Source organism: Streptomyces sp. NPDC043427 (assembly GCF_056436655.1).
Genome location: NZ_JBWKCC010000007.1, coordinates 218,769 through 242,336 on the forward strand (window position 1 = coordinate 218,769; position 23,568 = coordinate 242,336).

At 69.9% G+C, this 23,568-nt stretch carries 19 protein-coding genes and 1 pseudogene; 16 read left to right on the top strand and 4 right to left on the bottom strand.

The features are described from left to right. Positions 1-77: 77 nt before the first annotated feature. Both AC067M_RS15530 and AC067M_RS15535 read left to right on the top strand, forming a co-directional pair. Positions 78-1,115, top strand: coding sequence for an aldo/keto reductase (locus AC067M_RS15530; RefSeq protein ID WP_478697511.1), 1,038 nt, complete (start codon positions 78-80; stop codon positions 1,113-1,115). Between the two features lie 139 nt (positions 1,116-1,254). After that, a complete protein-coding gene (locus tag AC067M_RS15535) occupies positions 1,255-1,875 on the top strand; it encodes a hypothetical protein (RefSeq protein ID WP_478697512.1) in 621 nt (206 codons plus the stop codon). A 144-nt stretch (positions 1,876-2,019) separates the two neighbouring features. On the opposite strand, the pseudogene AC067M_RS15540 reads toward AC067M_RS15535, so the two are convergent. Next, a pseudogene (locus AC067M_RS15540) lies at positions 2,020-3,105 on the bottom strand (alpha-N-arabinofuranosidase); the annotation flags it as partial. Between AC067M_RS15540 and AC067M_RS15545 the strand changes: the two are divergent. The 3 genes from AC067M_RS15545 to AC067M_RS15555 all read left to right on the top strand — a co-directional run bounded on the left by AC067M_RS15545 (position 3,104) and on the right by AC067M_RS15555 (position 6,351). Beyond that, complete coding sequence (locus AC067M_RS15545; protein ID WP_478697513.1) at positions 3,104-3,376, top strand: hypothetical protein; 273 nt, start codon at positions 3,104-3,106, stop codon at positions 3,374-3,376. The pseudogene AC067M_RS15540 and the gene AC067M_RS15545 overlap by 2 nt on opposite strands. After that, a complete protein-coding gene (locus AC067M_RS15550) occupies positions 3,373-4,677 on the top strand; it encodes a glycoside hydrolase family 43 protein (RefSeq protein WP_478697514.1) in 1,305 nt (434 codons plus the stop codon). Before AC067M_RS15545 ends, AC067M_RS15550 begins: the two co-directional genes overlap by 4 nt. 147 nt (positions 4,678-4,824) lie before the next feature. Continuing rightward, positions 4,825-6,351, top strand: a complete 1,527-nt coding sequence (locus AC067M_RS15555; protein ID WP_478697515.1) for a serine/threonine-protein kinase — start codon at positions 4,825-4,827, stop codon at positions 6,349-6,351. A gap of 110 nt (positions 6,352-6,461) precedes the next feature. Here the strand turns inward: AC067M_RS15555 and AC067M_RS15560 are convergent, their stop codons facing one another. Then, complete coding sequence (locus tag AC067M_RS15560) at positions 6,462-6,593, bottom strand: hypothetical protein (protein WP_478697516.1); 132 nt, start codon at positions 6,591-6,593, stop codon at positions 6,462-6,464. Between the two features lie 449 nt (positions 6,594-7,042). On the opposite strand from AC067M_RS15560, the gene AC067M_RS15565 reads away from it, so the two are divergent. From AC067M_RS15565 to AC067M_RS15575, 3 genes are all read left to right on the top strand, one after another. After that, the gene (locus AC067M_RS15565; RefSeq protein ID WP_478697517.1) at positions 7,043-8,074 is read left to right on the top strand and encodes a diaminopropionate ammonia-lyase; all 1,032 of its coding nucleotides are present in this window, start codon (positions 7,043-7,045) and stop codon (positions 8,072-8,074) included. A gap of 256 nt (positions 8,075-8,330) precedes the next feature. Further along, positions 8,331-10,370, top strand: a complete 2,040-nt coding sequence (locus AC067M_RS15570; RefSeq protein WP_478697518.1) for a serine/threonine-protein kinase — start codon at positions 8,331-8,333, stop codon at positions 10,368-10,370. Positions 10,371-10,418: 48 nt separating this feature from the next. Then, positions 10,419-11,093, top strand: coding sequence for a hypothetical protein (locus AC067M_RS15575; protein ID WP_478697519.1), 675 nt, complete (start codon positions 10,419-10,421; stop codon positions 11,091-11,093). 376 nt (positions 11,094-11,469) lie between these two features. Here AC067M_RS15575 and AC067M_RS15580 read toward each other — a convergent pair whose 3' ends face one another. Together AC067M_RS15580 and AC067M_RS15585 are read right to left on the bottom strand one after the other, a co-directional pair. Beyond that, complete coding sequence (locus tag AC067M_RS15580) at positions 11,470-12,420, bottom strand: phosphotriesterase family protein (protein ID WP_478697520.1); 951 nt, start codon at positions 12,418-12,420, stop codon at positions 11,470-11,472. Positions 12,421-12,485: 65 nt separating this feature from the next. After that, positions 12,486-13,175, bottom strand: coding sequence for a GntR family transcriptional regulator (locus AC067M_RS15585; RefSeq protein ID WP_478697521.1), 690 nt, complete (start codon positions 13,173-13,175; stop codon positions 12,486-12,488). 251 nt (positions 13,176-13,426) lie between these two features. On the opposite strand from AC067M_RS15585, the gene AC067M_RS15590 reads away from it, so the two are divergent. The 8 genes from AC067M_RS15590 to AC067M_RS15625 all read left to right on the top strand — a co-directional run bounded on the left by AC067M_RS15590 (position 13,427) and on the right by AC067M_RS15625 (position 23,246). After that, positions 13,427-14,206, top strand: coding sequence for a sugar isomerase domain-containing protein (locus AC067M_RS15590; RefSeq protein WP_478697522.1), 780 nt, complete (start codon positions 13,427-13,429; stop codon positions 14,204-14,206). After that, positions 14,203-14,895, top strand: a complete 693-nt coding sequence (locus AC067M_RS15595) for an SDR family NAD(P)-dependent oxidoreductase (protein ID WP_478697523.1) — start codon at positions 14,203-14,205, stop codon at positions 14,893-14,895. The genes AC067M_RS15590 and AC067M_RS15595 overlap by 4 nt, the downstream gene beginning before the upstream one ends. Next, complete coding sequence (locus tag AC067M_RS15600; protein ID WP_478697524.1) at positions 14,892-16,220, top strand: FAD-dependent oxidoreductase; 1,329 nt, start codon at positions 14,892-14,894, stop codon at positions 16,218-16,220. Before AC067M_RS15595 ends, AC067M_RS15600 begins: the two co-directional genes overlap by 4 nt. A 190-nt stretch (positions 16,221-16,410) precedes the next feature. After that, on the top strand, positions 16,411-17,382 hold the full coding sequence (locus AC067M_RS15605; RefSeq protein WP_478697525.1) for an ROK family protein: 972 nt from the start codon (positions 16,411-16,413) through the stop codon (positions 17,380-17,382). 440 nt (positions 17,383-17,822) lie between these two features. Then, on the top strand, positions 17,823-19,499 hold the full coding sequence (locus AC067M_RS15610; RefSeq protein WP_478697526.1) for a glycoside hydrolase family 13 protein: 1,677 nt from the start codon (positions 17,823-17,825) through the stop codon (positions 19,497-19,499). An 88-nt stretch (positions 19,500-19,587) separates the two neighbouring features. Then, positions 19,588-20,943 (top strand): ABC transporter substrate-binding protein, encoded by a 1,356-nt coding sequence (locus AC067M_RS15615; protein ID WP_478697527.1) that lies wholly within the window; start codon positions 19,588-19,590, stop codon positions 20,941-20,943. A 9-nt stretch (positions 20,944-20,952) separates the two neighbouring features. Continuing rightward, the gene (locus AC067M_RS15620; protein WP_478697528.1) at positions 20,953-22,329 is read left to right on the top strand and encodes a carbohydrate ABC transporter permease; all 1,377 of its coding nucleotides are present in this window, start codon (positions 20,953-20,955) and stop codon (positions 22,327-22,329) included. Then, on the top strand, positions 22,326-23,246 hold the full coding sequence (locus AC067M_RS15625) for a carbohydrate ABC transporter permease (RefSeq protein ID WP_478697529.1): 921 nt from the start codon (positions 22,326-22,328) through the stop codon (positions 23,244-23,246). The genes AC067M_RS15620 and AC067M_RS15625 overlap by 4 nt, the downstream gene beginning before the upstream one ends. Positions 23,247-23,568: the final 322 nt, after the last annotated feature.

Consider the following 23,568-nt stretch of genomic DNA (forward strand, 5'->3'; position numbering starts at 1 on the left):
AGGCTGTCCGCTTCTGTGGGGAGCCCGATTCTATCCACCTGCCGCGCGCGATTCGCGGCGACTCAGGAGTTTCTTCCATGGACTACCGGCCCCTCGGACGCACCGGCGTCTCCGTCAGCCAGCTGTGCCTCGGCGCGATGATGCTCGGCGCCTTCGGCAACACCGACCACGACGACTCGATCAGGATCATCCATCGCGCCCTCGACGCCGGGATCAACTTCATCGACACCGCCGACTTCTACTCCGCCGGCGAGTCGGAGCGGATCGTCGGAAAGGCGCTCGCCGGCCGACAGCGTGAGAACGTCGTCCTCGCCACGAAGGCCGGACTGCCCTTCGGGGAGGACCCCAACCAGCGGGGCACGTCGCGTCGGTGGATCACACAGGCGGTCGAGGGCTCGCTGCGCCGGCTGGGGACCGACTGGATCGACCTCTTCCAGGTCCACCGTCTCGACGCTGCGGTCGACATCGACGAGACCCTGGGAGTCCTGTCCGATCTGGTCCACGCCGGGAAGATCCGAATGTTCGGCGCCTCCACGGTCCCCGCATCCGAGATCGTCGAGGCGCAGTGGACCGCCGAGCGCCGCGGCCGCGAACGGCTGCGCACCGAGCAGCCGCCATACTCCCTCCTGGCCCGCGCCGTCGAGTACGACGTGCTGCCGACCTGTCGGCGACACGGGATGGGCGTGCTGACCTACAGCCCGCTCGCCGGCGGCTGGCTGACCGGCCGCTACCGCAAGGGCCACGAGGTCGCCGGGCCGGGCTCGAACGTCCGGCAGAGCCGCTTCGCCGGCCTCTACGACGCCACGTCCCCGGCGAACGCGGCGAAGCTCGACGCCGCCGACGCCCTCGGGGCGCTCGCCGACGAGGCCGGGATGTCGCTCATCCAGATGGCGATCGCGTTCGTCACCCGTCACCCGGCGGTCACCTCCGCGATCGTCGGCCCCCGCACCATGGACCACCTCGACTCCTACCTGGCGGCCGACGGCATCCACCTGCCCGACGACCTGCTCGACCGCATCGACGAGATCGTGCCCCCCGGACACACCGTCAACATCGCCGACAACATGTGGCACACCAGCACGTCCGCCCTCGAGCGGGCATCGCGCCGCCGCTAGGGCCTCTCGTTTGGATCATGCCGGGCTCGCGGGGTCCGGCCTGGTCCAAACGAAAGACCCTGGTCGCCCCGACTGGCCGTAGCCACTGGCCTTCGCGGTGGCGTCAGGTCCGGCGCCGCCTCGTAGGCTGGACAACCTCATGCTGATCTCCGCCGAACTGCTCACCCAGGCACTCAGGAGAGCAGGCGAGTCCTTCGCTCCCAACGAGCTTGCCTACCTTGCCCTCACCTCGAAACCGGAGCACCCGGTCCGTGACCGCCTGGCGTGGGCCCTGCACACCGACCTGCCCGGATGCGTCACCGCCCGCGAGTGGAGTCCCCACGGGGACCGTGCTCGCAGCGACCTCGCCATACTTGACGAGAACAGTCATGAAGCACTCGCCCTCCTGGAGACGACAGCCGCCTACACCTTCGACTTCGCGCAGGAGGGCCGGCCGACGGTCGAAAAGTACGCGCGGAAAATAGCCGGTGATCTGGACAAGGCCCGTGCCGCCGGCGGTAGTCGGACGCGCCTCTTCGCTCTCCTGCTGCTGACCCATCCGGCGAGCGCGCCCGTCCAGCTCACACCAGTGGTCAAATACGGGCCGGAGATAGCCCGTTCCTTGCGCGGGCGGAGCGCCACGGAACTGGCCGACGCCGCACGTGAGATCGTGGGCAGCCGCCTGAGCACGCTGGGGTCCGTGAGCGGCAGCGTGCTCCCCGCGGGGACGGCCTTCGGTATCGACGTGGCCGTCAACTACTTCCTCGTCTCGGCCCAGTAGCCGGACCGCTGTTCCCCCCCCGCGGCACCGGTTCGGCACGCGGTGGGCCGCCTCAGGTGGCCGCCGGCAGCGCCGGTTGTCGTGAACGCGATGTTTCCGGCACCTGGGCTCGTCGAACCCGGAGAAGGGTGTGTTGCCGGTGCGTCAGGTCCGCGGGCGTGAGAGCCGGATCATGTTCCAGGACATCGGCTCGAGTTCGGCGCGCAGTACGCCGTCCGTGACGGTGGTCCCGGTGGCGGGGTGCGGGGTGACGCGGTCGGGCTGGTCCAGGGTGTTGCGGGCCTCGGGGTCGGCGTCGGCCAGTACGAGGTGCTCGACCACGGTGTGGGCGTCGACGCCCCGCAGGTCGACCTCCAGCGGCAGGCCGGAGGTCTGGCTGCGGTTGACGGCGAAGACGGTGACGGCGCCGGTCTCGTCGTCGGTGACCGCCGTGGCGTGCAGCAGCGGCACCTCGCCGAACTTGGCGGTGGTGTATGTAGGGCTGTCCACCTCGACGCGCAGCACCCGGCCGTGTCCGTACGTCGACGCCTGGGCGAACGGGTAGAACGTGGTCTGCCGCCAGGCCGGGCCGCCCGGCTCGGTCATGATCGGCCCGATGACGTTGACGAGCTGGGCGAGCGAGGCGGCGGTGACCCGGTCGGCGTGCCGCAGCAGGGCGATCACCAGCGAGCCGAAGACCACGGCGTCGGTGACGGTGTAGATGTCCTCCAGCAGACGGGGCGCCTGCTGCCAGTCCTCCACCGGGTGCGGGTTGGGCCGGCTCCCGTACCAGATGTTCCACTCGTCGAAGGAGAGGTTGACGCGCTTCTTCGCCTTGAGACGGGCGCGGACATGGTCGCAGGTGGCGACGACCGACGCGATGAAGTGCTCCATGTCCACGGCGGAGGCCAGGAAGGAGTCGCGGTCGCCGTCGGTCTCCTCGTAGTAGGCGTGCAGGGAGACGTGGTCGACGAGGTCGTACGTGGCCTCGAGGACGGTCGCCTCCCAGGACGCGAACGTCGGCATCGAGGAGCTGGAGCTGCCGCAGGCGACCAGCTCCAGCCCGGGATCGATCTGCCGCATGGCGCGGGCGGTCTCGGCGGCGAGGCGGCCGTACTCCTCGGGCGTCTTGTGCCCGGTCTGCCAGGGGCCGTCCATCTCGTTGCCCAGACACCACATCCGGATGCCGTACGGCTCCTTGCCGCCGTGGGCGACGCGGCGCTCGGACAGTTCGGTGCCGCCGGGGTGGTTGCAGGAACAGGCACTGGGCATCGGCTACGGCGACAGCAGCGGACTGCTGGACTACCTCGCCGACACCACACCCTTCACCTTCCGCGACGGCTACATCGACCGCCCGCCCGCGCCCGGCCTCGGCATCACCATCGACGAGGACGCGGTCCGCGCCGCCGCGGAGCGCGGCCACCGCTGGCGCAACCCGGTCCGGCGCAACACGGACGGCTCGCTGGCGGCCTGGCGCCCCAACCTTCTTCTCACGCCCACATGTGCCACGGAGACCACATGAGCGCACGTCCCCACCCGGACTCCGCCTACGTCATGTCGTACTTCACCGAGTCCCCGGACGGGCTCGGCACCGACCACGGCCTGCACCTGGCGGTCAGCACCGACTCCCGCCACTGGACGCCGCTGAACCAGAACAACCTGGTGGTCACGCCCACCGAAGGCGCCGGCGGACTGCGCGACCCGTTCGTCCTGCGCAAGCGGGACGGCACCTTCGTCGTCCTGGCCACCGACCTCGTCGGCTTCGACTGGGACTACGTCAGTCAGTACATCCACGTCTGGGACTCCGCCGACCTGCGCGGATTCACCGGCTACCGGCGGCTGAAGCTGCACGACATGGTCACCCACAGCTGGGCACCCGAGGCTTACTGGGACGCGGGCCGCGGCCAGTACGCGATCCTCTACTCCTCGGTCGACTCCAGTGGCCACAACGTGATCATGGTCAACTACACGACCGACTTCAGGACGGTGTCGCCCCCGCAGGTCTTCTTCGACCCCGGCTACGACGTGATCGACGCCAACATGACCCTGGACGTCGACGGCGTCAACTACATGTACTTCAAGACCAGTTCGGACCACACGCTGGTGGGCGCCCGGTCCACGTCCCTCGACCCGGGCAGCTTCACCGCCTTCAGCGAAGCCGTCGCCCAGGGCGGCACCGAGGCCCCCGCCGTGATCAGACCACGCGGCTCGAACACCTGGTTCATGTGGGGCGACACCTACACCCCCAACGGCGTCTTCTACGCCTGGCAGACGACCGACCTGGCGTCCGGCACCTGGACCGCCGTGAACCAGCGCGACTACACCCAGCCGCTCAACTCCAAGCACTGCGCCATGGAGACGATCACCCGGGCCGAGTACGACGACCTCGTCGCCCACTACGGCGAACCCGCCTGGAACCGGCTCAAGTCCTACCGCCACCCGGACCGCTACGTCCGCCACGCCGACCACGTGGCCCGCCTCGACACCTATCCGTTCGACCCGCACACCGACTCCCAGTGGAAGCTCGTGCCCGGCCTGGCCGACGCCTCGGGCGTCTCCTTCCAGTCGCTGACCGACCCGACCCGCTACCTACGGCACCACCACGACCACACCCTCAGGCTGGACGCCCACGACGGCACCGTCACCTTCGACCAGCACGTCACGTTCCACCGGACCCCGGGCCTGGCCGACTCCACCTGGTCGTCGTTCCGTTCGCACAACTCCCCGGACCGCTACATCCGGCACGCCGACGACGCACTGCGGGTCGATCCGGTCCTCACGGCGACGGAGCGCGAGGAGGCCACGTTCCACGTCGGTTACTGAACCAGCGCTCAGCGAGGGTCCCAAAGGCTCTTCAGAGCAGGGCAGTTGACCACAGGCGGCTCCTGTGCACTCCGCTATGCTCAGGCGTTCGAACGGACGACGGCCGGTGGGCGCCCATCCCGCCGGGAAGGAAACGTGAGCGAGCGCGTGACAGCCGGAGATGGTGATCAGCAGGCGACGGCGAATCCCGGACGCGGTTCGGAGCGGTTGATCGCCGACCGGTATCAGCTCCACGAAGTCCTCGGCAGAGGCGGCATGGGCACGGTCTGGCGCTCCCACGACCAGCTGCTGGACCGTCCGGTGGCCGTCAAGGAACTACACATCCTCACCGTCGGCGACGAGGAACACCGCATACGGCTGCGCCGGGCGACCCGTGAGGCGCGTGCCGTCGCCCGGGTGCCGCACCCGCACGTGGTCGGCGTCCACGACCTGGTCGAGTCCGAGGGCCGGCTGTGGATCGTCATGGAACTCGTCGAGGGGCCCTCGCTGGCCAGCCGGATCGCCGAGACCGGACCGTTCGCGCCGGAGCGCACGGCCGCCATCGGGCTGCAACTGCTCGACGCACTGGAAGCGGTCCACGCGGTCGGCGCCCTGCACCGCGACGTCAAACCCGCCAACGTCCTGCTGCGCCGTGACGGCAACGCCGTCCTCACCGACTTCGGCATCGCGGCCCTGGACGACGGCGACTTCCTCACCACCACCGGTGAACTCGTCGGCTCCCTGGAGTTCATGGCGCCAGAGCGGGTGACGGGATCGGAGGCCGGCCCTGCCTCCGACCTGTGGTCACTGGGCGTGACCCTCGCCACGGTCTGCGGCGGTCAGTCCCCGTTCCGCAGGCCGGCAGCGCCCGCGACCCTGCACGCGGTGGCGTACGAGGAACCCGTCCTGCACGAGCGGCTGGGTCCCCTGCGCCCCCTCGTCGAGGCACTGCTGCGCAAGGCCCCGAACGAGCGCCCTTCGGCGGGCGTCCTGCGTTCCGAGCTGCGGCGCGTCGCGGTGGGGGAGGCGGGCACCGGCCCGCTGCCACCGGCGACCATGCGCGGGCTCCAGGCTTCGGCCCCGCTGGCCGACGCGGACACCGTCACCAGGGGACGGCAGCACATCGTCGCGCAGGGGGAGCCCGTTCCGACGACTCAGCGCACCACATCCCGCTCGGCGGGCCCGAAGCGGCTGTGGTGGGCACTGGCCGGTACGGCGGTGCTGGCGGCGGGGGCCGTGGGAGGGCTGTACCTCGCCGGGGTGCTGCCGTTCAAGGAGGACCCGACGACGACCACGGTCAGCCAGGTCGTCCAGTCGGCGACCGGCTGGCAGCCGGTGACCGGTGTGTCCGTGCAGCGGGGAGACCGGGTCACCGTGCGGTTCGTCTCGGGAGAATGGACGGCCGATCACCGGAACATGCCCATGACCGGCTCGGCCGGTTACGACACGGAAACCGACAAGCTGCTCGAGGGCGCGAAGGACTGCAAGGTCAAGCCCACGGCACCGTTCGCAGCTCTGCTGGCGGTCCTCGCGGGCGAGAAGAACACCCCTGTCCACACCGTCGGACGGAAGCTGAACTTCAAGGCCACCGGAAGCGGCACGCTCCAACTGGGCATGAACGACACCGCCGGTTCCTGCTCCGAGGACAACAGAGGCACGCTGACCGTGCGGGTGAGTGTGACGCACGAGAACTGAGCACCGCCTGACGCCGGCCGCCGCATACCAGGGCGGGCCTGTTAGTCGCCAAGTGGGCGGAGGGCGAGGTGACCCCCTCTCAGGGATCACCTCACGCGGCGTGTCCAGGCTCAGCGGCTCAGCGAGGTCTCCTGCTCCACACGCGACAACTTCGCGGGGTTGCGTACGTAATAGAACCCGGTGATGAGGCCGTCCTCGATCCGCATCGCCACGACGCTGTCGATCTCCCCGTTGCGCCGCACCACAAGTCCTGGCCAACCGTTGACTGCCGTGCGGTTCGTTTGCGCGGCGTCCTGATGGAGGAGCTGCGCGCGTGAGTACGTCCCACCCGCACACGGAGCGCCCTGCTCATCCTGGCCACGCACTTCGCCGAGTACGCGGGCCTGTACCGCAGCCTGCTCCGGCCGAGCGGAAGCGCGCACGTCATCGAGCACGTACGCCTGCGCACCAACGGCGGCCGCGCACGTCTCCGGGCAGCTCCCCGGGGCGGGCGACGCCCCACCGCCGGACTCGTCCGACGCGTCCGACGTCCTTTCTCTGATCGGTATTGGTCGGAAACATTCGCTGGACCGATTGCAGGAGGGGGCCGCACCCTGATCGTGTGCCTGAGACCTCCTCATCCCCTCGTACCCTGTCGTGGCTCGCGCGGCCCAGCGCCCGCAGCTGGCGGTGTGAACCCGCCCCTGCCGGAGTGCGTGAGTTCCACACCACGCTGCTCGATTACTCACCCACCCCACTGACCGAACTTCCTGCGCTGGCATCGGAGTTGCGGGTCAGCCGGGTTTTGGTCAAAGACGAGTCGTGCCGCCTTGGGCTGCCCGCGTTCAAGGCGCTGGGTGCGTCCTGGGCGGTCCACCGCACCCTTACCGAGCGGGCCATGGGTGACGAAGAACCGGGCCCGGTCACCCTGGTGACCGCCACCGACGGCAACCACGGCCGCGCCGTGGCCCGCATGGCCCGCCTGCTCGGACAGCACGCCCACGTCTTCGTTCCCCGGGGCGTGCATCCGCAGGCCGTGGCGGCCATCGTCGCCGAACAGGCGAAGGTCACCGAGGTCTCAGGGCCGTACGACGAGGCCGTACGCCTGGCGGCCGAGGCGGCTGCCGTGCCGGACGCGGTCCTGGTCCAGGACACCGCCTGGCCGGGCTACGAGCAGATCCCGGGGTGGATCGTCGAGGGTTACTCCACCCTCTGCGCCGAGATCGACGAACAACTAACGGCCGAAGGGGTCGTCGAAGGACCGGACCTCGTCGCCATACCCGTGGGAGTTGGGTCTTTGGCCCAGGCCGTGGTCACCCACTACCGCAGTCGCCCCTTGGGGCATGCTCCGGCGCTGCTGTCGGTGGAGCCGGAGGCCGCGGCCTGCGTCCTGGAAAGCCTCGTCCTCGGTGCCCCCGTCAGCGTCACCACTCGCGAAACCAGCATGGCCGGTCTGAACTGCGGCACCCCGTCGAGCATCGCCTGGCCGTACCTACGCGGCGGGCTGGACGCCGCGATCGCCGTCGCGGACACCGACAGCGCCCGCGCGGCCGCCCGCCTCGCGGCCCTCGGCGTCTCCTCGGGCCCCTGCGGGGCCGCGGCACTCGCCGGTCTCCGCGCGGCACTCACCGGTGAGAGCGCCGACGAACGACGTACGGCACTGGGGCTCGATGCAACCTCGGTGGTCGTGCTGCTGAGTACCGAAGGCACGGCCGCCAATCCGCACTCCACCGCCGACCACTGAACACGCGAAACCTGAAAGCCCCCTGCGTTGAACCACCGCCCCTGAAATGCCGCCCCCCGCAATCGTCACAAGTGCCACACAGTTCCGATCCGCTGCACAGAAGGCCACTCTTGTCACTATTCCTTGAATTGACGTCAGTGATGACGGTTGCAGAACTGTGAAATTTCTTGCTGTATTGGATCTTTTCCCGCTGGAAGAATCTTCTCTTGGGCGCCTCTTCCGGGGGACCTCGAACAACTGAACGCCAGGGGGAAGTATGGCAGGGGCGACCGATCGTGACGGGTGGAAAGTCGAAGGGGATGACGATTCATGGACCGTCCCCGGCTATGTCGATTTGAAGAAACTGGGCAATGGTGGTGGCGGTCGGGTGATGATCGCCCGCCATACCGGGACCGGCCGGAACGTCGCGATCAAGTACCTCAATGACGAACTGTGTTCGAAGGTGGAATTTCGCACTGCCTTGCGAGCCGAGGCCCGGCTTCTCGGTGGCCTGACATCGCCTCATGTGACGCGGCTCTACGAGTACGTCGAAGCCGAGCAGGGCGCGGCAATCGTCATGGAACTGGTTTACGGCGCCGCACTCCGTGCGCTGCTGAAAAAGGAGGGATCCACCGACATCGAGGCCGCGCTCGTCGTGCTGAAAGGGTCCCTGCTCGGGCTGGCCGCCGCGCACGGCGTCGGCGTGGTGCACCGCGACTACAAGCCCGAAAACGTGCTGGTGAACTGGGATGGCCGGACCAAGCTGGTGGACTTCGGAATTTCCGCGCGCATCGGCGACCGCCACAGCCTGCGCGGCACCTGTGCGTACATGCCCCCCGAGCAGTGGAAATTGGAGGCCGCCACCCCGGCCGGCGATGTGTACGCGGCGACCGCCACCCTCTACGAGTGCCTGACCGGCGTGCGCCCGTTCGAGGGGCCGGAACCATGGGACTTCCAGCGCCAGCACGTCAACGAGCCGGTGCCGATGGACCGGGTGCCGGAAGAGGTACGCGGGCTCGTCCGGCACGGCATGGCCAAGGACCCGGCGCTCCGGCCCCCCAGCGCCCTCGACTTCCTGCGGGAATTGGAGTGGGCGGCAGAGAACGCGTACGGACCCGACTGGGAGGAACGCGGCCAGAGCCGACTGGCCGCGGTGGCGGCGGCCTTGGTGCCGCTGGCGATCTCACGCCTGGACGCCCGTCTGGTGGGCTCCTCGGCCGAACTGGCCCGCACCGTGCTGACCGCACGGCGTCGCAGTCGGCTGCGCAGGCGGGGCGACGTGCTCACCGGCGCGGCCGCCGTGGCGGTGGTGGGGCTGCTGAGCCTGATGCCCAGCGGCTGGGCGGGCGGGGCCGAAGCGCACGCCGGCGCTCACGCCCAGGCCGTCACCAGGGTCGACGCACGGAAGGACACCGGCTCGGCGACGGAGGCGCGGGGCACCGAGCACGGCGACACGACCGAGTCGGTCTCGGACTCCGACAGGGCCGGCACATCTGGCGCCCAGGGCGGTGGCGGCCGCGGAGACGGCGGCGCCGACATCGCGCCCGCCGATGGCGGCACCCGCTCCGGCTCGGGGTCCGGCGGTGGGGCGGGGGACAGCGGCACGGACTCCCGGACGCACAAGGGTGATCCCGGCTCCGGCACGGAGAACAGCACGGGCCACGGCGACACCGGAACGAACACCGACGGGGGTACCGGCACGGAGAACGGGGCCGGCAACGGCGACACCGAACACCGCGGCCACGAGGACGCCGGAACCGGCACCCAGGACGACACCGACCACACGCACGAGAACACGAACACGGTGAACGACACCGACCACAGCGACACGGACTCCCCCGACGAGGGGAACACCGGCGAGGGGAACGGCGGGACGGACAACACCGGCACCGGTCACGCCGGCGGTGATGGCGGCGCGGACTCCCGCACAGGAGCCACAAGCGATGCCGGATCCGACCAGGGGGGCACGGGCACCGGAGGGGGCGCGGACCTGGGTGCGAGGCACGGCCACTCGGACGCGGGGACCAGCGACGGTGATCCCGCGTCAGAGGGCGGCACCGGATCCGGCAAGCGCGTGGGCTCGGGCGGTGACACCGGTTCGGGCGCGGGTACCGGTTCACCCGGGAGCTCGGGCCCCAGCTCCAGCACCCTGTCACACAGCACAACCAGCCAGAGCAGCACCGAATTCGGCAACTCCGCCGGCAGCACCGGCACGGGCACCGGCACCGGCACCGGCACGGGCACCGGCTCGGGTTCGATGTCAGCTGTGACCCCGCGGCAAGGGGATCCGGCGGCCGTGGAGGGCGAGCCCGGCTGACGTCGGTCGACCGGGGTCTGTGACAGCGAGCCGAACGGAGGGGCGAGGATGACGGACCGCGGCGAGCGTCCGGTGGTGCCGTGGGAGTTACCGGATCCGGGCCTGGAGCCGACCCTGCAGGATCCGGATGTGCAACCGACCATCAGAGACGTCGACGACGTCACCTACGTCCCGACCGCCCTCGACGCCCACTGGACCAGCGCCGAGCCCGCGCCCGAGTCCGACGTCCTGCATTTCGGACCGGGCGTCCCGCCCCTGGGGCTGACGGATACCGCCGTCGACGTCTGGCGCGGTACGGCGAAGCGCAAGAGCCAGAAGGGGCCGCCGGGCCGGCTGCACCGGCTACGCAGATACCGCCTGGCGGCGGCCGTCCTGGCCGTCGTGCTGGCCTGGCTGTTGTGGCAACGGCAGACGGCGGACCTGCGGATCACTCAGGTGACGGCGCAGACGAGCAGCGTCCTCGGATGTGACGGAACAGCCGAGGTGGTCGCGGTGGTGAACACCAACGGGGCGGCCGGCGCGTTCACCTACGAGTGGAACCGCAGTGACGGCACCTCCTCGGGCCCGCGCGAAGAGCGGTTGGGCAGGGGGCAGGACGAGACGCGCCTCCGCCTGCTGTGGACCTTCCACGGCAAGGGCACCAGCAAGGCGACAGCGCGGCTGATCATAGAGTCCCCCAGCCGGCACACGGCGTCCGCGTCCTTCACCTACACCTGCCGCTGATCCCGCACGGCCGGCCGGTCACCGCGCCGGGCGAAGGCCCGATCGCCCACCCCGGCCGTGCGGTGCACGCCGGGTCCTCGCTCCCGGTTCGCGACGTGGCGCCCGGCGATCCAGCCGAACCCGGCGCCGAGGAGGTGCCCATTGGAGTGCGTGGCGATTCTTGAGCCCGTCGAAAAGGGGCGATGACCTGCGCGTCATGGTGAGCGTGGTGCCACGATCCCGGCAGGGACCGTGCACGGCAGTCTCGACGGTTGGGTGACGCTCGTTCTGATGGCACGTCAGGTCGCTGCGAGTGCAATGCCCAAGCCTGTTCGGCCGGCTCGGCACAGCCAGGACGCTGAACCCCGTGCGGAGGCCTCCACAGGCGCGCGGGCCTTCACAGGGCAGAGGTCTTTTTGGCCAGCAGCGACTGGGGGGCATCCCGCAGCACGGTGTCGACCGCCGCGGCGCCCAGGCGCCGGCGCAACCGCGGGACGAAGTCCCGGCCGAGTACGTCCATCCCCGGCCCGCCGCCGTAGGCGCTGAGCGAGGACTTGCGTCCGACATCGGTCCCCAGGCAGATGTGGCCCAGTTTGCCGGCCTCGGCCATGCGCTCGAGCAGGTCCAGGACGACCGAGTCAGGCCGGTACTTGATTCGCCCGATCGTGTCGTAGACGAGGTGGGCACCGCGAGCGATCAGGTCGAGGTGGAGTTCCGGATCGGGGTTGCGGTCGGTGTGGGCGAGCAGGACCCGTCCGGCCGGCACGCCGTGCTTGTCCAGGAGGTCCAGGGCGGCATGTGCGGCGGTCCCGACCTCGGTGTGGACCGCCACGGCCACGCCCGTCTGCCGGGCCGCCGCCGCTCCCGCGGCGAACCAGCGTTCCTCGTGGTGGTCGATCCGGTGGTACGAAGCACCGAGTTTGATGATCCCGGCCTTGTGAGTGCTGGGGACGGGGCGGGGGAAGTCCCAGTCGTGGCTGTCCATGCCGACCCGGAGGTCGTCCAGGAGAACGTCCAGAAGCGTCGCGTCGTCGGCGTGGCGGGTCCAGTGAGCGGCCGGATAGTGCGCGCTGCGGTGGTAGCCGGTCGCGGCGACGATGTGAACGGCGCTTGTGCGGGAGACCTCGGCGAGTTGGCTGGGGTGGCGTCCGAGGCCGACCGGTGTCAGGTCGACGACGGTGCGCATGCCGCTCGCCGCGACACGCAAGAGCTCGGCCGCCGCCTTGTCGGTGTCGAGGAACTCGTCACCCGGATTGACCGGGGTGCGCAGGAAGACGTGCTCGTGGGCATCCACCTCGCCGAGTTCGGCAGCGGCGACAGGGCCAAGGACCGTCTCGACGACAGGCAATGTTGTTCTCCTTTGCCAAGTGCAGGCGTTCGAAGCCGGCATGCCGACGGCCAGGGCCCCAGTGGCTAGGCCAGCTCGATGTGGAACACGAAACGGGATCCCGCATAGCGGGACTCGGTGAGTTCGACGGGTGTGCCGTCGGCGGTGGTGACCAGTCGGCGTTCGACGAAGATGGGCGCGCCGACGGGCAAGTCCAGGAGAGCGGCGTCGTCGTCGGTGGCGATGGCCGCGATCTGGGTTCCGGTCGCGCGGGAAGGGGCGAAACCCTTCTCGGTGAGCGCCTGGTGCAGTGAGCCGTGGGCCAGGTCCTCGCGCAACAGCCAGGCGCAGGACGGCGGCAGCACGACGTTCTCGATCGCCATCGGCTGGTCGTCGGCCAGCCGCAGCCGCCGTACATGAACGACGTTGGACTGGAGGGCGAGCCTGAGCGCGGTGGTCTCCTCCTGGGTGCCCGCGCGCCGTTCGCTCGCCAGGACGGTCGATGACACCGTCATGCCGCGCAGGGCCATCTCCTCGGTGAAGGAGCGCAGTCGGCCCATCTGGCGGTGGACCTGCGGTTCCCCCACGAAGGTGCCGACACCGGAGATCCGGTAGATCGCACCCTCGGCGACCAGGCGCTGGGTCGCCTGGCGGACGGTCATCCGGCTGACCTGGAACAGGTCGCACAGTTCCGCGTCGGACTCGATCTGATCTCCGGGCTTCAACCCGGCGATCCGGCCGCGGATGTGCCGTTCGACCGCTTCATGTCGCGGCATGGGCCGCCGAGCCACGGCTTTCCTCCCTTGTCTATACCGGTATGCCTTCCGCAGCATAGGCCGTCGCCCAGCACGCGTCCACACTGGCCCGTCCCCGTAGGAAGCGAAGATCAGCGAGTACGAGTGCTTGACGTTGGAGCGGTCGCCGCCCTAGCGTCCCGAGATGTACTACCTGTCTATACATATCTCGCCGAACGTTGCTCCGCGGTAGGGCGCAACGTCTCCGCCCTCGCACCGAGAGGTTTCTGCCCGTGTCTTCGTGGATCCGTACCGCAGTCGGGATCGTCGAGCGGCTTGCCGAGTCCCAGGCCGGCGCCATCGAGGCCGCGGCCCAGATCGCGGCCAGGTCGATCGCCGACGACGGCGTCGTCTACACCTTCGGCACCGGTCATTCGCGCATGCCGGTGGAGGAGATCTTTCCCCGCTACGGCTCCTACCCCGGTTTCCAGCCCCTGGTGGAGCTCTCGATGACGTTCCACACCCAGGTGGTGGGGGCCAACGGACAGCGGCAGGCGATGTTCATCGAGCGCGTCGAGGGGCTCGCCGACCAGATCCTGGAGAACTTCCGGCTGCGCCCCTGCGACAGCATGTTCATCTTCAGTGTCAGCGGGCTCAACGCCGTCCCCATCGAGATGGCGATGGGCGCGAAGAAGGCGGGTCTGCCCGTCATCGCGGCCACGTCGCTGCAGGAGACGAACGCCACCGAACCACGGCATCCGAGCGGATCCCGGCTCGCCGACCACGCCGACGTCGTGATCGATCTGGGATCACCGGTCGGCGACGCCATCTGCCAGGTCCCCGGCCTGGACGTCCCGGTCGGCCCGGTGAGTACCTTCACCGCGATCGCCGTGGTCAACGAGATCAAGGTCAGGGTCGCCGAGCTGCTGGCCGAGCGGGGTGCCATGCCGCCGGTCATCACCAGTTCCCGCCTGGTCGGCGCGGACCGCAGCAACGAACTGTTCGAGGGCGCCTACCTCGAGTTCGCCCGACGCTCCGCCGCCGCTCTGCGCACCGCGGACGGCGCACGGTGAAGCGCCTGCTGGTGGCCGGTGCCCAGGGCGGAATCGGCGCCGCGTGCGTCAAGGCCGCGCGGGCCGCCGGTGCCCAGGTCTTCGAGGCCGACCGCGACACGTACGACATCACGGTGTCCACGGGTGCCGACGCGGCCGTGGCGCGGGCAGCCGAGGCCCTGGACGGTCTCGACGGCATCGTGCACGCGGTTGGCATGTCCGGTCGGCGTCTCGGCGACGGGCCGGTGGACGAGTGCGGCGACGAGGCGTGGCGCGAAGTGCACCGGGTCGATCTCGACTCGGTGTTCTACCTGTTGCGCGCCGGCCTAAGGCAGTTGTCCGGCTCGGGCGGGTCGATCGTCGTCATCGGCTCGGCTCTGGCGAACACGCTCGACGAGGACTTCCTCACCGCGGCCTACGCCAGCGCGAAGGGCGCCCTCGTGCCCTTGGTGCGCTCGGCCGCGTTCACCGGAGCCCCCAAGGGCGTGCGCGTCAACATCGTCGCGGCCGGCCTGGTGGACACCCCGATGGCCGCGCGCGCCATGGCCGATCCCGCGATCCAGGACCGCATGCCGCGGTTGATGCCGCTCGGTGCACGCGCCTGCAGCCCCGAAGAGATCGCCGAGACCGCCGTGTGGCTGCTGTCGGACGCCGCCTCCCGCACGACCGGCGCGGTGGTCCCCGTAGACGGAGGGTGGCACCTGAGGTGAACGGCACACGCATCAGCCAGGCGGAGGCCCGGCGTCATCCGCTCCTGTGGGACGGCGACGTAGTGGTCGTCGGCGGTGGGTCGGCGGGCTCTGCGGCAGCGGTCGCGGCCGCCCGGCGGGGCGCCTCCACTCTGCTCGTGGAGAGCGCCGCTCACCTGGGCGGTACCGGGGCGAGCGTTCTCGACACCTTCTACGGCTTCTACGCGCCCGGCACGGGGGAGCGCGTCGTCGGCGGCGTCGGCTGGGAAGTGTGCCAGGCGCTCACCGATCGCAAGGCGGCCTTCGAACGCCCCAACACCTACGGCGCCGGCACCGGCATCACCTACGATCCCGAGACCCTCAAGCTGGTCTGGGACGAACTCACCGCCGGTGCCGGGGTACGGGTTCTGTTCCACGCCCGGGCGTCACGGGTGGTGATGGAGGATCAGCACGTCGTCGGGGTGGTCGTCGAGACGGTCGCCGGCCCCGGACACATACGCGCCCGGGTCGTCGTCGACGCAAGCGGTGACGCCGACGTCGCCTGGCGTGCGGGGGCGGCGCTGGAGCGGCCCGCCGAGGACCGCGTCGTGCAACCGCTCACCCAGACCTTCCGGCTCGCCGGTGTCGACGCCGCGGCGACACCGACGGCGGAACTGCACCGACTGATGGCCCTGCACGCGGACTCGGGGGCGTACGAACTGCCCCGGCGCGAAGGGTCCGTGCACCGGACCACCGAACCTGGCGTCGTCCACACCAACGTGACGCGCGTGAGCGGCGCCGACCCGACCGACCCGTGGCAGCTTTCGGCGGCCGAGCAGGAGGGGCGCCGCCAGGTCGTCGAGTACACCCGGTTCCTCGTCGAGCAGGTGCCGGGGTATGAACGGGCCTTCCTCATCGCGTCCGCGCCGCGCATCGGCGTGCGGGAGAGCCGCCGCCTGATCGGCGAGTACGTCCTGGGCAAGGAGGACGTCCTGAGCGCGCGTCAGTTCGAGGACGCCATCGCGCGCTGCGGCGCTCCGATCGAGGACCATGCCGCCGGGCAGCGGACGATCTGGCAGTACGTCGGCTCCGGTGACGAGACGCCCACCGGCCGCACTTACGGTATTCCCTACCGATCTCTGCTCCCCCGCGGCGTCGACGGTCTGCTCGTCGCGGGCCGGTGCCTGTCGGCCACCCATGACGCCCACGCCTCGGTTCGCTCCATCGGACAGTGCATGGCGATGGGGCAGGCCGCGGGGACCGCGGCGGCGCTGACGGTGTCCGATGGATACCGGCCTCGCGATGTGGACGTCGTGGAACTGCGTGAGCATCTCGCTGTCGACGGGGCCCTGATCTCTCCCGACTGACCGGCTCTGCCGGAAAAGGCTAGACAGGTCGTTTGCTTGAACGTCGGCGCCATTTGAGTGTTGGCCGCGTCGGCTCAGTCAGCCAAAGTTTCCGTATCTTTACGGCTCAACTGATTGACTCGCTGATGTGCGCAACCTAGCTTCCCGTTAAGTCTATACAGGCAATACTGATCCTGTTTCAGGAGATCGCATGGTGGTGACCAGGGGCGGTCCTCGCCTCGAAGGGTCCGCCCTGGGGGTGGACATCGGGGGCACGAACATCAAGTGGGTGCACCGGGCCGGCACGGCCGTCGTCGCGCGGGGCACGCTGCCCACCCCCGCCGCCGGCCCCGCGCAGGTCGCCGCCACCATCGCCGAGGTAGCGGGCGCACGCACCGTCGAGGCCATCGGCGTGGCACTGCCCGGTCACCTCAGCCCGGACCTGCGCTCCACCACCACCATCCCGAACATCGACGGTGACTGGCAGCGTTTCCCGCTGGCGGACACGCTCGAGCACGCGACCGCGAAGCCCGTCCTGCTGATGAATGACGCACGCGCGTTCGCCTCGGCGGAACTCGCTCTGGGCTCCGCGCGCCGTCACACCGACGTGGTGTTCATGACCATGGGCACTGGAATCGGGGGTGCGATCGCCCTGGACGGTCGCGTCCTGCGCGGGCCCGGCGACAGGATCGGCGAAATCGGCCACATGACCGCCGAGCCGGGCGGTGAGCTTTGCGGATGCGGGGCTCGCGGTTGCCTGGAAACGGTGGCGGGCGGCCGAGCACTCGCGACCCTCTGGTCCCAGGCCCTCGCCTCTCGCGGGACCGGGAGACAGGACCGGCCGGCGACACCCGAGGACCTGGTCCGGGCCGCACGGTCCGGTGACACCACGGCCCAAGAGATCCTCGAGAACGCCGCCATGGCCGTAGGCACGGTACTGGGGAGCGTGCTGGCCCAACTCGGCCTCTCGACCGTTGTCGTCGGCGGTGGCGTCGCGCCTGCCTTCGACGTGATGCGACCGGCCGTCGAGCTGGCACTGCGTGACCGTCGGTCACTGATAGGGCCGGTGACACTCCTCGCCGCCGAGCTCGGCCCGCACGCCGGCGCGATGGGGGCGGCCCTGAACCCCACGAGGCAGCCTCTCGCCGCCCATTCGACGCTGCCTCAGTTATCCGTGCACTGACGGCCTTGCGCACCCGTCGGTGGGGGCCTAGGGCCTCTCGTTTGGATCAGGCCGGGCTCGCGGGGTCCGGCACCGCGCCTCGCCGCGTTGTCGTCGGTCGGCAGGGCTCCGCCCTGCCGCCCTCCTCCGCCTTGCGATGCACGGCACCGGCCCCCGCTCCCTGATCCGGCCTGATCCAAACGAAAGACCCTAGCCCGGTGAACGGCCTCGTGGACGCAGCGGCCGGAGCATCGCCTTTCGTCTCATCCGGCGGGCGGGCACGCCCAGCCGCCCGTCTCCGCCCGCCTGAGAAAACGTGCCCGCAGCTTCCCCGCCCCTGCTTGCCGACGCGCCTTCCCACCCGCCTTCCGTAGCGCAGGATCCGGCGCCCTTCTCACCGACCGCCGTTCTCCCCGCGCGGCGGTCGGTCTCCCTCACGCCCAGCCCAGGACGGTTTCCCGATGATCGACGCATACGTGGACGACGGCTCGGTACAGAACGAACCGGGCCCCTCCGAACGGTCCCAGCACGCCGCGCGACCGCAGTGGTGGCGCACGGCCGTCATCTACGAGGTGTACGTCCGCAGTTTCCTGGACAGCACCGGGGACGGCATCGGCGACCTGGCCGGTGTCCGCGCCGGCCTGCCGTACCTCGAACGACTCGGTGTCGACGGCATCTGGCTCAACCCGTTCTATCCCTCTCCGCAGTACGACCACGGCTACGACGTCGCCGACTACTGCGACGTCGACCCGGTCTACGGAGACCTGGCGGAGTTCGGACGCCTGGTGGACGACGCGCACCGCCTGGGGTTCAAGGTGCTCATCGACATCGTCCCCAACCACTGCTCCAGCAAGCACCCGTGGTTCCTCCAGGCCCTGGCCGAAGGCCCGGACGGCGGCCCGGCCAGATCTCGTTTCCACTTCGCCGAGGGCCGTGGCGAGGGCGGCGAACTCCCGCCCAACAACTGGTACTCGATGTTCGGCGGGCCCGCCTGGACCCGGGTCACCGAGCCCGACGGCACGCCGGGCCAGTGGTACCTGCATCTGTTCGGGCCGGAGCAGCCCGACCTGAACTGGCGCAACCCCGAGGTCGGCGCCTCCTTCGAGCAGGTGCTGCGGTTCTGGCTGGAGCGCGGTGTCGACGGGTTCCGCATCGACGTGGCCACCGGCCTCTTCAAGCATCCCGGACTACCGGACTCCCCGGATCCGGCGGCCGACGCGCGGGCCCGCGACACGGTCAACCCCCTGGCGTGGAACCAGCCCGAGACACACGGAGTCTGGCGCACCTGGCGTGCCATCTGCGAGGAGTACACCGCACAGGACGGCATCGACCGGCTGCTCGTCGGAGAGGTGTCGGTGCGCACCCCGGCCGAACAGGCCGCCTACGTCCGCCCCGACGAGCTCCATCAGGCGTTCTTCTTCCACATGCTGACGGCCCCGTGGGACGCCGGCACCTTTCGCCGGGTCATCCAGGACGCTCTACGGGACATCGCCGACACCGGCTCGACCATCACCTGGGTGCTCAACAACCACGACCAGGTCCGCACCGTCACCCGGTACGCGGCCGCCGCCCGCGCTCGCGCCGCCGCGCTGCTGATGCTCTCCCTGCCCGGCGCCGCCTACATCTACCAGGGCGAGGAGCTCGGCCTGCCGGAGGTCGTCGACCTGCCGGACGAGGTGCTCACCGACCCGATCTTCCACCGCAGCGGCAGCCGCGTGGGAATCCGGGACGGCTGCCGCGTACCCCTGCCGTGGTCGGGGCACCTGTCCCCGTTCGGCTTCACCTCGGGCGAAGGAGTCGCCACGCCGTGGCTGCCTCAGCCCGCCTGGTTCGCCGCACACACCACCGAACGGCTCATGGCCGACCCCGAATCCTTCTGGCACCTCTACCACGACGCGCTTCGGCTGCGCGCGAGCCTGCCGTCGCTCGGCACCGGAACCCTGCGCTGGCTGGAATCTCCGCCGCAGGTCCTGGCCTTCGTCCGCGGTGACGGACTGGTGTGCGCCGTCAACTTCGGCGACGCCCCTTGTCCCGCCCCGGTCCCCGGCACCCCGCTGCTCGCGAGCGGTCCCTGCCCGCCCGGGACGCTCCCCGGCAGCACCGCCGCCTGGTGGGAGGCCGACGGACTCCCCGGCTGACCCGCCATTCCCCGCTCCCAGTTCCGCCCCGCTACACCTTCCGACCCTCGCTTCAAGTTCCGCCCGTCCTTCACAAAGGAGTGACCGAATGAATGGCAGAGCGGCAGCACTGACGGCCGTTACCGTCCTGATGATCGGGGCCGCCGGGTGCGGCTCCTCGGACAAGGACGCCGCCGGCGACCCTGCGGCCACCGGTGCCAAAGGCGCCTCCACGCTGAACCTGCCCCGGCTCGACGGGCAGAACCTGCAGGTGGCCGGCGTCTGGACCGGCGCCGAGCAGAAGAACTTCCTCAAGGTACTGGCCCGCTTCGACAAACTGACGGGAGCGAAGACCACCTTCGTGCCCACCGGCGACAACGTGTCGACCTTCGTCGGCAGCAAGATCCAGGGCGGCTCTCCGCCGGACGTGGCCCTGCTGCCGCAGCCCGGAGTGCTCCAGCAGTTCGCCGAAGCCGGCTGGCTCAAGCCGCTCCAGCCGGCCGTGACGAAGGAGCTGGACCAGAACTACAGCAAGGTCTGGCGCGACCTCGGCACGTACAAGAACACCCCGTACGGCGTGTTCTTCAAGGTCACCAACAAGTCGCTGTTCTGGTACAACACCGCGGCCTGGGAGCAGGCCGGACTGACCACCGCCCCCACCACGTGGGACCAATTGCTCAAGGACGGCCAGACGCTCTCCGACTCCGGCACCCCTCCGTTCTCCATAGGCGGCGGCGACGGCTGGGTCCTGACCGACTGGTTCGAGAACATCTACCTCAGCCAGGCCGGCCCGGCCATGTACGACAAGTTGACGAAGCATCAGATCAAGTGGACCGACCCGTCGGTGACCAAGGCGCTGACCACGCTGGGCCAGCTCTTCGGCAGGCCCGATCTGATCGCCGGAGGCACCCGCGGGGCGCTGCAGACCGACTTCCCCACGTCGGTCGACCAGGTCTTCGCCAAGCCGCCCAAGGCCGCGCTGGTCTACGAGGGCGAGTTCATCGCGACCAACATCACCCAGGAGACCACGGCCAAGGTCGGCACCGACGCCAAGGTCTTTCCCTTCCCGTCCGTGGACGGCGGCAAGGCACCGGTGCTGAGCAGCGGTGACGTCGCGGTCGCCCTCAAGGACGGCAAAGGCGCGCAGGCCCTGATGCGCTTCCTGGTCTCTCCTGAGGCGGCGGCGATCGACGTGCAGCAGGGCGGTTTCCTGTCACCGAACAAGGCGGTCGCCTTCTCCGACTACCGCGACGACATCGTGCGGGACATAGCGAAGAACCTGATCAAGGCGGGAGACAACATCCGGGTCGACATGTCCGATCAGGCGCCGGCCGCGTTCGGCGGAACCAAGGGCCAAGGAGAGTGGAAGGACCTGCAGGACTTCCTCGCCAAGCCCTCCGACGTGGCGGGCGCGCAGAAACAGCTGGAGGGGGACGCCGCGAAGGCGTTCGCCAAGGCCGGCTGAGCGGCCGTCATGACACAGACACTCACCCCTCCGTCCCCCGCCGCCCCCGCGGCGGCGGGGGCACCCGCCCGCGGCGGGAAGCGGACGCCCCTGGGCCGTACGTGGATCGCGGCGTTCTTCCTGCTGCCCGCGCTGATCCTGCTCGGCGCGCTCGTGGTGTATCCGATCGTGTGGTCGGTCGTGCGCAGTCTCTTCGGCCCCGACGGCTTCACCCACTTCGTCGGGCTGTCCAACTACACCGGTGTCTTCACCGACCACCAGACACTCGTCGCCATCAAGAACAACGCGATCTGGGTCGTGGTCGCACCCGTCGCGGCCACCGGGCTCGGTCTGATCTTCGCCGTGCTCACCGAGCGGATCCGCTGGGGCACCGCGTTCAAACTGGTCGTCTTCATGCCGATGGCCATCTCCATGCTGGCCGCCGGCATCATCTTCCGCCTGGTCTACGACCAGGACCCCGGCAAGGGCGTGGCCAACGCGATGGTGACCGGCGTCCACGACACCTTCTTCAAAGCATCGGCGTACCCCGGGGCCCATCCGAGGGTGGCGGGCCCCGGCAGCACCCTGGCGGGCCCGGTCGGCGGCCCCTACACCGGCAAAGCCGTCAGCCCCGGTGACGGTCCGGCCGCGCTGGCGCTCGTCGGAGTGCAGCCCAGCACCCTGGCCGGCGCGACGCAGGCCGCCGCACCGGCTTCGTGCCCGTCGGGCGCCTTGTGCGGCACGGTCTGGCTGGATTTCCAGCCGGGCGGCGGCACTCCCGGGAAGATCGACCGGGGGGAGAAGGCACTGGCCGGCGTCCGGGTGGAGGCTGTGCGTGACGGGCGTGTGCTCGCCACGGCGACGGCCGCCAAGGACGGCACCTTCACTCTGCCCGCATCCCGGATCGGCGCGTCACCGATCCAACTGCGCCTGCCCGCGACGAACTTCACCGCCCAGTACGCGGGTGTCGACTGGCTCGGCCCGACCCTGGTCACCTGGTCGATTATCGGCGCCTATGTCTGGATGTGGACCGGCTTCGCCATGGTCCTCATCGCTGCAGGACTGGCCGGCATCCCCCGGGAGCTGCTGGAGGCCGCACGGGTCGACGGTGCGAAGGAGTGGCAGGTCTTCCGCCGCATCACGGTGCCGCTCCTGGCGCCGGTGCTGGGCGTGGTCCTGGTGACGCTGGTGATCAACGTGCTGAAGATCTTCGACCTGGTGTACGTCATCGCGCCCGGCGCCAGCCAGCAGGACGCCAACGTACTGGCCCTGCAGCTCTACCTGTCCTCCTTCGGCGGCGGCAACGATCAAGGCACCGGCAGCGCGCTCGCCGTGCTCCTGCTCGCCCTGGTCGCGCCGGCCATGTTCCTCAACATCAAGCGGTTCCGAAAGGAGACGTCACGGTGACCACCCTTCAGACCGCTGAGGCCGCGCGGACCGCCCGGGGCGCCGGGGCCGCCTCCGGCCGCACGGGACCGGGCGCTGCCGCCCGTGCGGCTCGCCGGCTGGCCGGCGGATCCACCCGGCTCGTCCTGCTGGCGGTCGCCCTGTTCTGGCTTCTGCCCACTGTCGGCCTGCTGCTTTCCTCGCTGCGCGGGCCCCTGGACATCCAGGCGTCCGGCTGGTGGACGGTCCTCACCAAGCCCGCGCAGCTGACCCTGCACAACTACACCAACCTGCTGGACAACTCGACGATCACGCACTCGTTCCTGAACAGTCTGCTGATCACCGTCCCTGCCACGCTGCTGGTCGTGGTCGTCGGCTCGCTCGCCGGGTACGTCTTCGCGTGGGTCGAGTTCCCGGGCCGGGACTGGGTTTTCCTGCTCGTCGTCGGCCTGCTCGTGGTGCCGCTGCAGGTCGCGCTGGTGCCCGTCACCAGCCTGTTCGGGAAGCTCGGGATTTTTGGCAGCATCGTCAGCGTCGTCCTCTTCCACGTCGCTTTCGGCCTGCCGTTCGCGATCTTCCTGCTCCGTAACTTCTTCGCGGGGATCCCGCGCGAACTGCTGGAGGCCGCCCGTCTCGACGGGGCGGGCGAGTTGTGGCTCTTCATCCGAGTGGTGGTTCCGCTGGGCGGGCCGGCGATAGCCTCGCTCGGCATCTTCCAGTTCCTGTGGGTCTGGAACGACATGCTCGTGGCGCTCATCTTCGCCGACCCGGGCTCGGCGCCGCTCACGGTGGCCCTGCAACAGCAGACCCGTCAGTTCGGCACCAATATCGAGGTCCTGTCCTCCGGTGCCTTCCTCTCCATGATCATCCCGCTGGTGGTCTTCTTCGCCTTCCAGCGGCAGTTCGTCAACGGCGTCATGGCAGGAGCGCTGAAGTAGCGGCCGCTCTCGCGTCTCCAGGCCCGTCGAGACAGCCCCCTCCCAGTTGGCCGTGCCGCCACCCCGGCGGCCGGTCCTCTGGTCCTGCCGACGCCGAGTCGGCATCCAGAGCCGGCACCGTACCCACCCGCCTGCGGGCGGTGGTTTGATGAGTGCATGACGTAGACCGTCTGCGGCGGCTGATCGAGTCGGTGAACGACACCCCTCAAGGGCCAGCTCGACGTCGGACAGCACGGCGTACGCACCACTGAAGGCGTCGGTGTCCGGATGGCCCAGTCGATCTTGGCCAGGGGGCCTTGTGGATTGATCTCATTGGTTAAGA

Excerpts from the sequence above, each read along its gene's own strand:
- AC067M_RS15585 (WP_478697521.1), bottom strand. The coding sequence starts at position 13,175 with ATGCCGCGACATGAAGCGGTCGAACGGCACATCCGCGGCCGGATCGCC.
- AC067M_RS15615 (WP_478697527.1), top strand. The coding sequence starts at position 19,588 with ATGAATGGCAGAGCGGCAGCACTGACGGCCGTTACCGTCCTGATGATC.
- AC067M_RS15550 (WP_478697514.1), top strand. The coding sequence starts at position 3,373 with ATGAGCGCACGTCCCCACCCGGACTCCGCCTACGTCATGTCGTACTTC.
- AC067M_RS15610 (WP_478697526.1), top strand. The coding sequence starts at position 17,823 with ATGATCGACGCATACGTGGACGACGGCTCGGTACAGAACGAACCGGGC.
- AC067M_RS15535 (WP_478697512.1), top strand. The coding sequence starts at position 1,255 with ATGCTGATCTCCGCCGAACTGCTCACCCAGGCACTCAGGAGAGCAGGC.
- AC067M_RS15530 (WP_478697511.1), top strand. The coding sequence starts at position 78 with ATGGACTACCGGCCCCTCGGACGCACCGGCGTCTCCGTCAGCCAGCTG.
- AC067M_RS15620 (WP_478697528.1), top strand. The coding sequence starts at position 20,953 with ATGACACAGACACTCACCCCTCCGTCCCCCGCCGCCCCCGCGGCGGCG.
- AC067M_RS15570 (WP_478697518.1), top strand. The coding sequence starts at position 8,331 with ATGGCAGGGGCGACCGATCGTGACGGGTGGAAAGTCGAAGGGGATGAC.
- AC067M_RS15575 (WP_478697519.1), top strand. The coding sequence starts at position 10,419 with ATGACGGACCGCGGCGAGCGTCCGGTGGTGCCGTGGGAGTTACCGGAT.
- AC067M_RS15605 (WP_478697525.1), top strand. The coding sequence starts at position 16,411 with ATGGTGGTGACCAGGGGCGGTCCTCGCCTCGAAGGGTCCGCCCTGGGG.